This window comes from Pseudomonas putida S13.1.2, from assembly GCF_000498395.2.
GTDB lineage: Bacteria > Pseudomonadota > Gammaproteobacteria > Pseudomonadales > Pseudomonadaceae > Aquipseudomonas > Aquipseudomonas putida_Q.
This window is the reverse complement of record NZ_CP010979.1, coordinates 4,225,233-4,236,963: the sequence shown is the minus strand read 5'-3', so window position 1 is coordinate 4,236,963 and position 11,731 is coordinate 4,225,233. Positions and strand designations below refer to the sequence as shown.

Annotated in this window: 14 protein-coding genes and 1 tRNA gene; 10 read left to right on the top strand and 5 right to left on the bottom strand. The window is 63.9% G+C overall.

Going from position 1 to position 11,731, the window contains the following annotated elements:
* Window positions 1-63 precede the first annotated feature (63 nt).
* The 3 genes from N805_RS18715 (at window position 64) to N805_RS18705 (ending at window position 1,942) form a co-directional block, all read left to right on the top strand.
* Window positions 64-849 carry a hypothetical protein gene (locus N805_RS18715; protein ID WP_026034411.1) on the top strand — a complete coding sequence of 262 codons (786 nt, stop codon included), beginning with the start codon at window positions 64-66 and terminating at the stop codon, window positions 847-849.
* Window positions 846-1,301 carry a ribosomal protein S18-alanine N-acetyltransferase gene (gene rimI, locus N805_RS18710; RefSeq protein ID WP_016484839.1) on the top strand — a complete coding sequence of 152 codons (456 nt, stop codon included), beginning with the start codon at window positions 846-848 and terminating at the stop codon, window positions 1,299-1,301. The genes N805_RS18715 and rimI overlap by 4 nt, the downstream gene beginning before the upstream one ends.
* Before the next feature lie 65 nt (window positions 1,302-1,366).
* On the top strand, window positions 1,367-1,942 hold the full coding sequence (locus tag N805_RS18705; RefSeq protein WP_019471014.1) for a D-Ala-D-Ala carboxypeptidase family metallohydrolase: 576 nt from the start codon (window positions 1,367-1,369) through the stop codon (window positions 1,940-1,942).
* On the opposite strand, the gene N805_RS18700 is transcribed toward N805_RS18705, so the two are convergent.
* Window positions 1,882-2,799 carry a LysR substrate-binding domain-containing protein gene (locus tag N805_RS18700; RefSeq protein ID WP_019471013.1) on the bottom strand — a complete coding sequence of 306 codons (918 nt, stop codon included), beginning with the start codon at window positions 2,797-2,799 and terminating at the stop codon, window positions 1,882-1,884. The two genes, N805_RS18705 and N805_RS18700, sit on opposite strands and share 61 nt — an antisense overlap.
* A 246-nt stretch (window positions 2,800-3,045) precedes the next feature.
* Between N805_RS18700 and N805_RS18695 the strand changes: the two genes are divergently transcribed.
* Complete coding sequence (locus tag N805_RS18695; RefSeq protein WP_019471012.1) at window positions 3,046-3,660, top strand: LysE family translocator; 615 nt, start codon at window positions 3,046-3,048, stop codon at window positions 3,658-3,660.
* 104 nt (window positions 3,661-3,764) lie between these two features.
* Entirely contained in the window at window positions 3,765-4,064 is a 300-nt protein-coding gene (locus N805_RS18690; protein ID WP_019471011.1) for a FecR/PupR family sigma factor regulator, read from the top strand.
* Window positions 4,065-4,183: 119 nt separating this feature from the next.
* Here N805_RS18690 and N805_RS18685 read toward each other — a convergent pair.
* A tRNA-Met gene (locus N805_RS18685) sits at window positions 4,184-4,260 on the bottom strand.
* 95 nt (window positions 4,261-4,355) lie between these two features.
* On the bottom strand, window positions 4,356-5,279 hold the full coding sequence (locus tag N805_RS18680) for a FecR family protein (protein ID WP_019471010.1): 924 nt from the start codon (window positions 5,277-5,279) through the stop codon (window positions 4,356-4,358).
* A 190-nt stretch (window positions 5,280-5,469) separates the two neighbouring features.
* Here N805_RS18680 and N805_RS18675 point away from each other — a divergent pair, with 190 nt between their 5' ends.
* From N805_RS18675 to N805_RS18670, 3 genes are all read left to right on the top strand, one after another.
* The gene (locus N805_RS18675) at window positions 5,470-6,684 is read left to right on the top strand and encodes an MFS transporter (protein ID WP_019471009.1); all 1,215 of its coding nucleotides are present in this window, start codon (window positions 5,470-5,472) and stop codon (window positions 6,682-6,684) included.
* Window positions 6,685-6,881: 197 nt separating this feature from the next.
* Complete coding sequence (locus tag N805_RS30815) at window positions 6,882-7,019, top strand: hypothetical protein (protein ID WP_016484845.1); 138 nt, start codon at window positions 6,882-6,884, stop codon at window positions 7,017-7,019.
* Between the two features lie 83 nt (window positions 7,020-7,102).
* On the top strand, window positions 7,103-8,260 hold the full coding sequence (locus N805_RS18670) for an MFS transporter (protein ID WP_019471008.1): 1,158 nt from the start codon (window positions 7,103-7,105) through the stop codon (window positions 8,258-8,260).
* A gap of 8 nt (window positions 8,261-8,268) precedes the next feature.
* On the opposite strand, the gene N805_RS18665 is transcribed toward N805_RS18670, so the two are convergent.
* Together N805_RS18665 and N805_RS18660 are read right to left on the bottom strand one after the other, a co-directional pair.
* Window positions 8,269-9,225, bottom strand: coding sequence for a FecR domain-containing protein (locus N805_RS18665; RefSeq protein WP_019471007.1), 957 nt, complete (start codon window positions 9,223-9,225; stop codon window positions 8,269-8,271).
* On the bottom strand, window positions 9,212-9,727 hold the full coding sequence (locus tag N805_RS18660; protein WP_019471006.1) for a sigma-70 family RNA polymerase sigma factor: 516 nt from the start codon (window positions 9,725-9,727) through the stop codon (window positions 9,212-9,214). Before N805_RS18660 ends, N805_RS18665 begins: the two co-directional genes overlap by 14 nt.
* Before the next feature lie 171 nt (window positions 9,728-9,898).
* Between N805_RS18660 and N805_RS18655 the strand changes: the two genes are divergently transcribed.
* Together N805_RS18655 and ada are read left to right on the top strand one after the other, a co-directional pair.
* On the top strand, window positions 9,899-10,525 hold the full coding sequence (locus N805_RS18655) for a DNA-3-methyladenine glycosylase family protein (protein WP_019471005.1): 627 nt from the start codon (window positions 9,899-9,901) through the stop codon (window positions 10,523-10,525).
* Between the two features lie 146 nt (window positions 10,526-10,671).
* Window positions 10,672-11,724 (top strand): bifunctional DNA-binding transcriptional regulator/O6-methylguanine-DNA methyltransferase Ada, encoded by a 1,053-nt coding sequence (ada, locus tag N805_RS18650; RefSeq protein WP_019471004.1) that lies wholly within the window; start codon window positions 10,672-10,674, stop codon window positions 11,722-11,724.
* The last annotated feature ends 7 nt before the right edge of the window (window positions 11,725-11,731 follow it).

Here is an 11,731-nt window from a genome sequence, read left to right as displayed (position 1 = left end):
GCAAAAGCCACGGCGTACACGTTAGAATGCCCTACTGTCTTGAGCCCCTCGGATACCCGCCCCTTGCTGACCGAACCCCGTCGCCGCGCCTACCTTTCCGCCATGCAAGTGGTGCACTGGCTGCCGCGCGCCGAACTGCCGTTCGCCGCACCGTCGCGCCCCGAGCTGCTATTGCCGGTGGCGCCGGTAGAGGGCATCGACTTCGAAGTCAGGCCTGTACCGGCTGCAAACGAAGCGCCCGTCAGCCCGCAGGCCCGCTCCGGTGAGCGGCCGAAAATCGAGATCCCGCGCCCGGGTAGTGCGCCCAAGCCTGCCGCCAAGCCCGTCGAGGCCGAGGAGCAGCCCGCACCGCCACGGCCGGCCCCGGTGCCGCCACCGCGCTTCTCGCTGCAGCTGCTGCGCGCTGGCAGCTGCCTGCTGCTGGTAGAACTGGCCACCGGCCAGCCGTTCCAGAGCCGCGACCCGTCCTACCTGCTGCTCAAGGACATGCTGCGCGCCGCCGGCCTGCCTGACGCCCCGCAGATCATCGGCGAACCGGTGCGCTGGCCGTTACTGGTACGCGGGAACATGGACCAGGGCCCCGAGGCCGCGCGCGATTTCGTCCAGGGCTTTGTCCAGGCGCGCCTGGAAGACGCGCCAAGCACCTGCTTGTGGCTGATCGGCTTGCCGGCACTGCGCTTTGCCGCCAATGCCGAGGCCGAGGCCTATTACCAAACCCTTGAGCTGGGCGGCCTGGGCGTCGCCTGGGCGCTGCCGGGCCTTGAACTGTTGATGGACGAGCCGCAGCGCAAGGCGGACGTCTGGAAAGCCATGCGCCAGCTGATGGCGCGCTGGAAGAGCGTTGAATGAGTGAATCGATCAGTTTCCGCCCGATGACCGAGGCGGATCTGGAAGCCGTACTTAAGATCGAATATGCCGCGTTCAGTCACCCCTGGACCCGCGGGATCTTTCAGGATGCTCTCAAGTCGTACGAAGTCTGGCTGATGTTCGATGGCCAGCAGCAGGTTGGCCATGGGGTGATCAACGTGATCATCGACGAGGCACACCTGCTCAATATCACCGTCAAACCGGAAAACCAGGGGCGCGGCCTGGGCCTGCGCCTGCTGGAGCACCTGATGGCCCGGGCCTATCAGCTCAATGGCCGCGAATGCTTCCTGGAAGTACGCGCCAGCAACCAGTCAGCCTATCGTCTGTACGAGCGCTACGGTTTCAACGAGATCGGCCGCCGCCGCGACTATTATCCAATTGCCGGTGGACGTGAAGACGCCCTGGTGATGGCCTGCACCCTGCTTGAGGATTGACCTGGCATAGTCGGTGCCATCCAGCGCGCAGCTTTCTTTGTTCTCTATGCAGGGATGGATGAAGAATGAAAAAACTGCTTCTGGCGGCAGGCCTGCTGATAGCGGGTACTGCCCACGCCGACCAACGCGACCTGTGGATGTTCGCCCAATGGGCCGGCGAGCATCAAACCCGTCCCTTCCGTGAAATGCTGGTGGATGCCCGTCTTTACGGTGTTGTGCCTATCCACCAACTGCTGCGGTCGGCCTCGGACTGGAAGCTGTGCCACGCGTCTCCCTTCGCCGTGCCGCCTGCCAGCAACTGGCCGGCTGTACGCTCGACCCTTTCGCTGATCAAGACGCTCGACGACCAAGGCATCTTGCGCCAGTTCGAGGTGGTTTCTGCCTATCGCGACCCACGTCTCAATAGGTGCGCAGGCGGTGCTGCCAACAGTGCCCATACCCGCGCCTTCGCCGTCGATATCCTGCTGCCGGCCTGGGCCGACCCCAACCCGCTGTGTCGCTTCTGGCAGCAGCATGGCCAGGCGTGGAGGATGGGCCTGGGGCGCTACCCGTCGGGGCGCATCCATCTGGATACCGCTGGCTATCGCACCTGGGGGGGCGATGGCAGCGCGGGGTCGTCGTTCTGCGTCAAGCCCAAGTGAGCCAGGCAGTGCTGGCATTCGCCCATTACCCACTCGGTGAAGCGCTGGCGCTTGCCGCTGTCGTCCAGGGGCTGTGGGCTAAGCAGGTGGTACGCCGAGCCATCACGCACAAAACCGAACGGTGCCTGCAGCTGCCCGCTGTCGAGTTCATCGCGCACCATCAGGGCTGAGGCCATGGCCAGGCCCAGGCCAACGCTGGCGGCCTGGATCGTCAGGTAGAAGTGTTCGTAGTCGCTGCGTTCGTTGTGCCGCGCCTGCTGGCCGCTGAGGCGCAGCCAGGTGGGCCAGGCAGCGGGGCGGGTGGTGCTGTGCAGCAGGCGTTGGCCTTCGAGCTGGGTGGGGGAGGAGGGGTGGCACACCGGGCCGATCCATTCGTCACAGATTTTCTGGTTAAACAGCTGTTTGTCCCAGTGGAAGTCGTCGCGGCGGATTGCCAGGTCGACACCGCTGCGGGCGAAGTCCAGCGGCCCGCCGGCGGCCACCAGGTGCAACTGCAGGCCGGGGTGGTCTGCATGGAAGCGGGGCAGGCGCGGGATCAGCCAGCGCATGGCGATGGTCGGCTCGCAGGACAGCACCAGCACATTGTCGCGCGCCTGTTGTTGCAAGCGCTGCACGGCGCCTTCGAGCTGTTCGAATATCGCCTGGGTAGTGCCCTGCAGGGCACGGCCGGCGGGGGTGAGGAAAATGGCCCGGTTACGGCGCTCGAACAGCGCCACGCCAAGGCTTTCTTCAAGCAGGCGTATCTGGCGGCTGACCGCGCCGTGGGTGACGTGCAGGTGCTCGGCGGCGCGCACGAAGTTCTCGGTCTGGGCGGCGATGTCGAAGTAGCGGAAGGCGTTGAGCGGCGGCAGCTTCATGGCATCCCTTTTTACCTGTGCCGGCCTCTTCGCGGGCACGCCCGCTCCCACAGGTAATGTGCTTTTCTCAGGTGTGATGAGATCCCTGTGGGAGCGGGCATGCCCGCGAAGAGGCCGGCATAGGCGTTATTAGTCTGTGAAAAAAACTATCAGATATGCCGCACTATAAATCGATTTTTCCTGATTTCTAAGCCCTCGATAATCCCCAGGCCTGTGCATTTTCATCGCCTATCGAGAGCCACCAGCATGACCGAACTCATCGCCGTCGCCCTGTTCACCTTGCTCGCCGTCATCAGCCCTGGCGCCGATTTCGCCATGGTTACCCGCAGCAGTTATGCACAAGGCCGCAAGGCCGGGCTGGCCGCCGCGATCGGCATCGCGTTGGGGGTGCAGGTGCACGTGCTGTACACCGTGCTGGGCATCGCGGTGATCATCAGCCAGAGCCCGGCGCTGTTCCTGGTCATGAAAGTGCTCGGTGCGGGTTACCTGATCTACCTGGGCTACAAGTCGTTTACCAACACTCAGCGCATCCACCTCGAGGGCGGCAGTCAACCCGCCGCCAGCATGCTGCACGCCCTGCGCACGGGCTTTCTGACCAATGCCCTGAACCCCAAGACCATGTTGTTCGTTATCAGCGCTTTCACCCAGGTGGTGCAACCGGGCAGCCCGCTGGCGCTGGATTTTGCCTACGGCGCGTTCATGTCCTTTGCCCATTGGCTGTGGTTCAGCCTGGTCGCAGTGTTTTTCTCCAGTACGGCGTTGCGCAAGGCGATGATCGACCGGCAAGTGCTGGTGGACCGCTTCATCGGGCTGGCTCTGATCGGCCTTGGGCTGGCAGTGGCGGTGACCGGAATCCGGTGAGCGGCGATTGCATGTTGGGGTGATGGCCATTTAGAATAGAATCATTCCCATTTGCGAAGTCTCGCGATGAAACCAGTCCTACCCGTCGCAGCAGAGGCTCACCTGTGAGCCCGGAAATACTTCACGAAGCCGCCGAATGGCTGGTCCGTCTTGACGACCAGCCCAGTGGCCGCGAGCGTGAAGCGTTCCGTGCCTGGTTATCGCAGGACAGCGAACATCTGGAAGCCTTTCAGCGCATGCAGGAAACCCTGGCCCCCTTGCAGGTGCTCAAGCCGGCTCCGGCCCGCAGCGCGCTGCGGGCGTTTCAGCAGCGGCGGCGTTTGAGGCTGGTGCTAAAAGCACTGGCCTTGGCTGTGGCATTGGCGCTGCCGTTGGGGCTTTGGGTGCTTGGATCACGCGGGTGAGCTACCTGCCTGGGTCAGCGCTCAAGTAAATAGCAACCTTCATCCGCTTCCATCGAGACGACAACTTTTTCGCAGGCAAAGAAAAAGGGCTTACCTTGCGGTAAGCCCTTCGTCTTGTTTGGTGGCTACACAGGGACTTGAACCCCGGACCCCAGCATTATGAATGCTATGCTCTAACCAACTGAGCTATGTAGCCGATGGCGCGCATTATTCTCTTGAACGGACCCTCTGTCAACACTCATTTCAAAAAAAATTTGCACGCTTTCAAAAACTTAGCCGCCGGGCGTGGTTTCAGCGCACCACCAGCCAGTGCCCGAGCACGCTCTGAAGCTGCAGATGCTGGGCCGCCGCCAGGGATTGCAGGCTTTCGCCAGGCCGGTCGAGGTTGAAATCGCCGCTTACGCGCCGGTGGGCCATTTGTTCATCCATCATCCACACGCGCTGCCCCTGGTAGCCGGCCAGGCGCTCCAGTACCTGCCCCAATGGCATGTCGGTGGCTTTCAGGCGGCCGTTGCGCCAACTGTCGACGGTTTTCAGGTTGGCCTTCTGCACCGGGTCTATGCGTGTGTCATCGAAGGTGACCCGCTCACCCGCCGAAACCAGGCGCTGTTCACCCCCCTGGGTGACCATGGCCTTGCCACTGAGTACGACAAGTTCATCATGACCGGCATGGCGGGCTACCTGCAGGCGGGTGCCGAACACCTGGATGCGTGCGTTGCCCACTTCCACTTCCATGGCCCGACCGTCGAGCACGACTTCCAGGTGCACCTGGCCCTGCACCAAGTGCAGCTGGCGAGTGCGGCCGCGCAGGTTGACGTTCATGGCGCTGGCGCTGTCCAGGTTCAAGGTCGTGCCATCCGCCAGGCGGGTGCTGCGCCGCTCGCCCACATCGGTGTGCAGTTCGCTGGCCAGGCGCTGCATCAGCGGCCAGTACAGGTAGGCGGCGGCGCCCAACCCGAGCAGGAACACCAGCGCCATCCATTTGCCCAGGTGGCTGCGACGCACAGTGACGTGCCGTGGGCGAGGGCGGGCGGGTGGTGGTTGCAGCTGTTGCCAGAATGTCTCCAGCTCGGCGTAGGCGTGGGCGTTCTCCTGGACCTGGCACCAGGCTGCGAATGCCTGGCGCTGGGTTTCGTCGCAACCGGGCTGGCGCAACAGCGAAAACCACTCCAGCGCTTCTTGCTGTGGGTCGGGCTGCAGCTGCTTGGCGGGCATCGGGCTCATGGGTTCAGTCTGCTCACGATAGGGGCCGTTTCGCCCAACGATGACAGGGATTGGATTAAGGATGCTAATTATATTGAGAACCATTTTCAAGTACGTGACGACGGAGGGATAAAAAAGGTAGCTATGTATCTATTTGTTTCCCGATAATCGGATCCCAAACTACGGACGGAGATTCAGGCACATGGCCACCAGTAGCGCCTCCACGGCGTCCACCAGCGCAGCGGCGAGCCACGCGACGCCGCTGGTAATGCGCATCATCGGTTTCTGCGCCTTGGCGCACTTGATCAACGACCTGATCCAGTCGGTGCTGCCGGCGATCTACCCGATGCTCAAGGCCAATTACGACCTGAGCTTCGCCCAGATCGGCCTGATTACCCTGACGTTCCAGATCACCGCTTCGCTGCTGCAACCCTGGGTCGGCTTTTTTACTGACCGCCGGCCAACGCCGAACCTCTTGCCGCTGGGCACTTTGTGCACGTTGGTGGGTATCGTGATGCTGGCCTTCGTCGGCAGCTTCCCGATGATTCTGCTGGCCTCGGCGCTGGTGGGGATTGGCTCGTCGACGTTCCACCCGGAAACCTCGCGTATTGCACGCCTGGCCTCGGGCGGGCGCTTCGGCCTGGCCCAATCGACCTTCCAGGTTGGCGGCAACACCGGTTCGGCACTGGGCCCGCTGCTGGCCGCGGCCATCGTCATTCCGTTCGGCCAGAGCCACGTGGCCTGGTTCGGCCTGGCAGGGTTGTTCTTCCTCGGTGTAACCCTGATGCTGCGTAGCTGGTACAAGGAGCACCTCAACCAGGCCAAGGCGCGCAAGGCGGTGCAGGCCACCCATGGCATTTCACGCAATCGGGTGATTGCGGCGCTGATCGTGCTGGGCCTGCTGGTGTTCTCCAAATACTTCTACATGGCCAGCTTCACCAGCTACTTCACCTTCTACCTGATAGAGAAGTTCGATGTATCGGTAGCCAGCTCGCAGTTGCACCTGTTCCTGTTCCTGGGTGCAGTGGCGGCGGGCACGTTCTTTGGCGGCCCGATCGGTGACCGCATCGGGCGCAAGGCCGTGATCTGGTTCTCGATCCTGGGGGTGACGCCGTTCACCTTGGCGCTGCCATATGCCGACCTGTTCTGGACCACCGTGCTGAGCGTGGTGATCGGCTTTATCCTGGCTTCGGCGTTTTCCGCGATCGTGGTGTATGCGCAGGAGCTGGTGCCGGGTAGCGTGGGCATGATCGCCGGGATCTTCTTCGGGCTGATGTTCGGCTTTGGCGGCATTGGCGCGGCGCTGCTGGGGTATGTGGCGGACCTGCGCGGTATCGAGTATGTGTACGGGCTATGCTCGTTCCTGCCGTTGTTCGGGTTGCTGGCGGTGTTCTTGCCAAGTACCGGCAAGCGCTGATTATGCGGGGCTGCTTTGCAGCCCATCGCCGGCAAGCCAGCTCCCACCTCGGCTGTACATACCTTGAGTCATGTGCAAAACCTGTAGGAGCTGGCTTGCCGGCGATGGGGCGCGCAGCGGCCCCCGACAATTGACTGCCTGATACCCTTCGCCTAGAGTGCCGCCTCTTTTCAACCTTCTACAAAGTAGCCAAAGCAATGCGCCGTAACCCGTCCCTCCCACATGCCCGCCAGCCTGCGCTCCAGGCCCTGCGTCGTGCGTGGCCGAGCGATACGGTACTCAAGCGTCGCCGCAGCGTGCTGTTTGCCTTCACCTTCTCGCCACACCTCGCCTGAACTGATCTGCGCTTTTGCGTCGCTCGCCGCCCCGGCGTGCGCGCCTGTGTCTGCACGTCTTTTTGGTTTGCAAGGAGTGGTACATGAACATGCGTTTGCTGGCGGGCCTGTTGTTCGCCGTTTCTGTCGTGGGCTTCAGCCTGGGGGCCAGCCTGCCGCTGGTGTCGTTGCGCCTGCATGAGGCCGGGGCCAGTACCCTGGAAATCGGCATCATCTCGGCCATCCCCGCTGCGGGCATGATGCTCTCGGCGTTCTTGGTCGATGCCTGCTGCCGTCACCTTACCCGGCGCACCATCTACCTGCTGAGCTTCAGCCTGTGCACCGTCAGCATCGCCTTGCTCGAATCGGCTTTCGGCTCGATGTGGTTGCTGGCCCTGCTGCGCCTGGGCCTGGGGCTGGGCATGGGCATCGCGATCATCCTCGGCGAGTCGTGGGTCAACGAGCTGTGCCCTGAGCACAATCGCGGCAAGATCATGGCCCTTTATGCCACCAGCTTTACCGGCTTCCAGGTGCTGGGCCCGGCGATGCTCGCGCTGCTGGGCGCCAACAGCCCGTGGATCACCGGTGTGGTCACCGCCTGCTATGGCCTGGCGTTGCTGTGCATCGTGCTGACCGTTCCCAATGACCATGTCGAACATGAAGAGGGCGACAAGAGCTTCGGCCTGGCCGGCTTCTTCCGCGTGGCACCGGCGTTGTGTGTGGCGGTGCTGTTCTTCTCGTTCTTCGATGCCGTGGTGCTGTCGCTGTTGCCGGTGTACGCCACCAGCCATGGCTTTGCCGTAGGCGTGGCGGCGCTGATGGTGACGGTGGTGTTTGCCGGCGATATGCTGTTCCAGCTGCCGTTGGGCTGGCTGGCCGACCGGGTGGAGCGCACCGGGCTGCACCTGGTGTGCGGGTTGGTGGCGATGTCGATTGGCATCGGCCTGCCGTGGCTGCTGAACATGACCTGGCTGCTGTGGCCCCTGCTGGTGGTGCTGGGCGCGGTTGCGGGGGGCATTTATACCCTGGCGTTGGTGCTGATCGGGCAACGTTTCAAAGGCCAGGATCTGGTCACTGCCAATGCCAGTGTGGGGTTGTTGTGGGGCGTTGGTAGCCTGATCGGCCCGCTGGTGAGTGGTGCGGCGATGGATGTGGCCCCGCATGGCCTGCCCATGGCGCTGGCGCTGATGGCCGGGTTGTTCGTGTGTTTTGCCCGGCAATCGTATCGACGCGCGGGCCGGATGCGCGCCGTGGCGGAGTGATGTGCTTTTCAGGCTGCGCCAATGCTTACCCAGTAGCGCGTTTTGTAGTCGACACGCACCGGCAGGCTGCGGGTGAGCAACTGCAGAATCTGACCGGTATCGGCCAGCTGATAGGTGCCTGACACCTTCAAGTTCGCCACCTCAGGGGCGCAGCGCAACAGGCCCGGGCGGTAGCGGGCGAGCTCTGCGACAAACTCGCCCAGTGGCATCTGCTGCACGCTGAGCACACCGTCGGTCCAGCCCCAAGGGTCGCTGTGCAGCGCCACCGTGTGGACGCTGCCATTGGCCCCAACCTGTACCGTTTCGCCCGAATGCACCTGGCGCGGTGAGGCCGACGTGGGGAACAGCGTGACTTCACCACGTCGCACTGCCAGCAGCAGACCCTGATTATTTTCACGCAGCAGCAACTGGCCGTTGAGGGTGGTCAGCGGGCCGATGCGGGTGTTGATGTAAAACGGGCGGGTATCGTCGGGGTTGCTGTCCAGGCTGACCTCGCCACGTACCAGTTCCAACTGGCGTTGCTCGGCGCTGTAATGCAGGTCGATGGCGCTGGCAGTGTTGAGCTGTATATGGCTGCCGTCGCTGACTTGCCACTGGCGCCGCTCACCCGTGGCGGTGCTGCTGTCGGCCAGCAGTTGCGGCAGGCCCAGAGGTTCGCGCGTGGCCCAGCCCAGGCTGCCGCCCACGGCCAGCAGGCTCAGTAACTTGAGGTGGTCACGGCGGCTGCTGCGCTGGCGCTGGCTGCCGTCCAGGGTGCGCCGGCTCAGGTCCTTGGGCAGCCCGGCCAGTTCGTCGCCGAGTTGGCTGACCCGTTGCCAGGCCAGCGGGTTGTGCGGGTGGCTGGCCAGCCAGTGCTGGAATTGCTGCTCGGTACGTGCGCTGGGGCGGTCGAAGCGCAGCTTCACCAGCCAGTCGATGGCCTGGTCGACCTGCGCCTGCGCCGGCGCGGGCTCATGCATCGGCATAACGTAACCGGTAGCAGACGCCCAGGGCTTTGGCCAGGTCGCGCTCGACGGTGGCCCGCGACACTTCCAGCTGCTGAGCAATCTGCACGATGCTCAAGCCGTCCAGTTGAGCCAGCAGAAACGCCTGGCGAACACGCGGCTTGAGCTGGTGCAGGGCACGGTCGAGGCGGCCCAGGGCATCGAGAATGACCAGGCGGTGCTCTTCGCTGGGTACCTCGGCTTCGGGCAGGTGGGCCAGGCTTTGCTGGTAGGCGTGTTCCAGTGCGCGACGGCGGAACTGGTCGATCATCAGGCCACGGGCGATGCTGCTGAGATAGGCGCGTGGCTCTTTCAGTGGTGAAGCCTGGCGGGCCCGCAACAGCCGCACGAAGGTATCCTGGGCCAGGTCGGCGGCATGCTCGCTACAACCTACCCGGTTGCGCAACCAGCCGCGAAGCCAGCTGTGGTGGGCCTGGTAGAGCAGAGCGACCTCGGTCGGCTTGAGCGTGTCGTTGATCTGCATCGTAGCGAAGGCCCGGCCCTGTGAACTGTGCGATTGTGAATAGTTCTCAATTCTATGCGGGGAACGCGGCGCAGGGCAATGGTATGCCAGGAATTAGCCGCGCAAGAATTGGCGTTTAGCCGATGAACGGCTGAGCTAAGCTGGGCCTGCATTCAACCTGTTGGAGGCGCCATGATTCTGGCCGACCTTTCGCCCGAGGCCTACTGCGAGGCCACTGAATACCTGGCAGCACTCGACCCGGACTGGTCGCGGCACATTGCTGCAATCGGGCCTTGCCTGCACCAGGCCACGCCGGGGCGTGAGCCCTACGAGGCATTGGTGCGGGCCATCGCCTATCAGCAACTGCATGCCCGTGCTGCCGAAGCAATCCTTGGCCGGCTGCTGGCGTTGTTCCCGGAGGATGCGTTCCCGACGCCACAGCAGCTATTGACGGTCAGCCCGGAAACCCTGCGCGCCTGTGGGTTCTCGGCAAGCAAGATGGCCACGGTGCAAGGCATTGCCCAGGCACGGCTGGAAGGCCTGGTGCCGACGCGGGAAGAGGCATTGGCCATGGCCGACGAGGCACTGATCGAACGCCTGGTAGCCTTGCGCGGGGTAGGGCGATGGACGGTGGAGATGCTGCTGATCTATAGCCTGGAGCGTTCGGACATTCTGCCCGTAGATGATTTTGGCGTGCGCGAGGGTTACCGACGGCTGAAGGGGCTGGACAAGGCGCCGACACCAGCGCAGATGCGCTCGCTGGGCGGCGGCTGGCGGCCGTTTCGAACCGTGGCGGCCTGGTACCTGTGGCGGGCCTGAGGTTTTTGCATCGCCTGAACGGGCCCCTTCGCGGGCAGTTGCTCCCACAGGGACCGCGCAAGGCTCGAACCCTGCAGAGGCCCTGTGGGAGCGGGCGTGCCCGCGAAGAGGCCCGTACAGGCGACAACTTATATGGAAGCTGACCCATGACGCTCTACACCACCCCCGACCAACGCTGGCAAGCCGTCGAGTCCCGCGACTCCACCGCCACAGGCCACTTCGTCTACGCCGTCCGCACCACCGGCGTCTACTGCCACCCCGGCTGTAAATCACGCATGGCCAAGCGCACCAACGTCGAGTTCTACGACACCCCCGCTGCTGCCGAAGCCGCAGGCTACCGTGCCTGCAAGCGTTGTGTCAGCAAGGCCAGCACCACCCGCCACAGCCAACTGGTCACCCGCGCCTGCCGCCTGATCGAAACCATCGACCCCGCCCCCAGCCTCGACCAGCTCGGTGCGCAACTCGCCGTCAGCCCCTTCCACCTGCACCGCCTGTTCAAGGCCGAAACCGGCGTTACCCCCAAGGCCTATGCCACCGCCTTCCGTGCCCGGCGCCTGCGTGAGCACCTGGAAGATGGCCAGCGTTCAGTCACCGACGCCATCTACGATGCCGGCTTCAACTCCAACAGCCGCTTCTACGAAAGCGCCGACCAGCGCCTGGGCATGCGCCCCCGGCAGTACCGTGCCGGCGGTGCCGGGGCAACCATCCACTTTGCCCTCGGCCAGTGTTCGCTGGGGGCGATCCTGGTGGCCCAGAGCGAGAAGGGTATTTGCGCGATTCTGCTTGGCGACGACCCCGAGGCCCTGTTGCACGACCTCCAGGACCAGTTCCCCAAGGCCCGCCTGATCGGTGGCGACAGCGCCTACGAACAGTTGGTCGCCGAAGTGGTGGGCTTTGTCGAAGCCCCGGCGCTGGGCCTGGCGTTGCCCCTGGATGTGCAAGGTACGGCGTTTCAGGAGCGGGTGTGGCAGGCGTTGCGCGAGGTGCCGGCCGGCAGCCGGGTCAGCTACACCGACATTGCCGAACGTATCGGTGCGCCCAAAGCGGTGCGCGCAGTGGCCATGGCCTGTGCGGCCAACCACATCGCCGTGGCCATCCCCTGCCATAGGGTGGTGCGTCGGGACGGCGACATCAGCGGCTACCGTTGGGGTGTCGAGCGCAAACAGCAACTGCTCAAGCGAGAGACGGCACTCTCCTGATTGCCTG

Bases quoted from the DNA above. Each gene is read 5' to 3' on its own strand.
- rimI (WP_016484839.1), top strand. From the start codon at position 846: ATGAGTGAATCGATCAGTTTCCGCCCGATGACCGAGGCGGATCTGGAA.
- N805_RS18705 (WP_019471014.1), top strand. From the start codon at position 1,367: ATGAAAAAACTGCTTCTGGCGGCAGGCCTGCTGATAGCGGGTACTGCC.
- N805_RS18700 (WP_019471013.1), bottom strand. From the start codon at position 2,799: ATGAAGCTGCCGCCGCTCAACGCCTTCCGCTACTTCGACATCGCCGCC.
- N805_RS18695 (WP_019471012.1), top strand. From the start codon at position 3,046: ATGACCGAACTCATCGCCGTCGCCCTGTTCACCTTGCTCGCCGTCATC.
- N805_RS18680 (WP_019471010.1), bottom strand. From the start codon at position 5,279: ATGCCCGCCAAGCAGCTGCAGCCCGACCCACAGCAAGAAGCGCTGGAG.
- N805_RS18675 (WP_019471009.1), top strand. From the start codon at position 5,470: ATGGCCACCAGTAGCGCCTCCACGGCGTCCACCAGCGCAGCGGCGAGC.
- N805_RS30815 (WP_016484845.1), top strand. From the start codon at position 6,882: ATGCGCCGTAACCCGTCCCTCCCACATGCCCGCCAGCCTGCGCTCCAG.
- N805_RS18670 (WP_019471008.1), top strand. From the start codon at position 7,103: ATGAACATGCGTTTGCTGGCGGGCCTGTTGTTCGCCGTTTCTGTCGTG.
- N805_RS18665 (WP_019471007.1), bottom strand. From the start codon at position 9,225: ATGCCGATGCATGAGCCCGCGCCGGCGCAGGCGCAGGTCGACCAGGCC.
- N805_RS18660 (WP_019471006.1), bottom strand. From the start codon at position 9,727: ATGCAGATCAACGACACGCTCAAGCCGACCGAGGTCGCTCTGCTCTAC.
- N805_RS18655 (WP_019471005.1), top strand. From the start codon at position 9,899: ATGATTCTGGCCGACCTTTCGCCCGAGGCCTACTGCGAGGCCACTGAA.
- ada (WP_019471004.1), top strand. From the start codon at position 10,672: ATGACGCTCTACACCACCCCCGACCAACGCTGGCAAGCCGTCGAGTCC.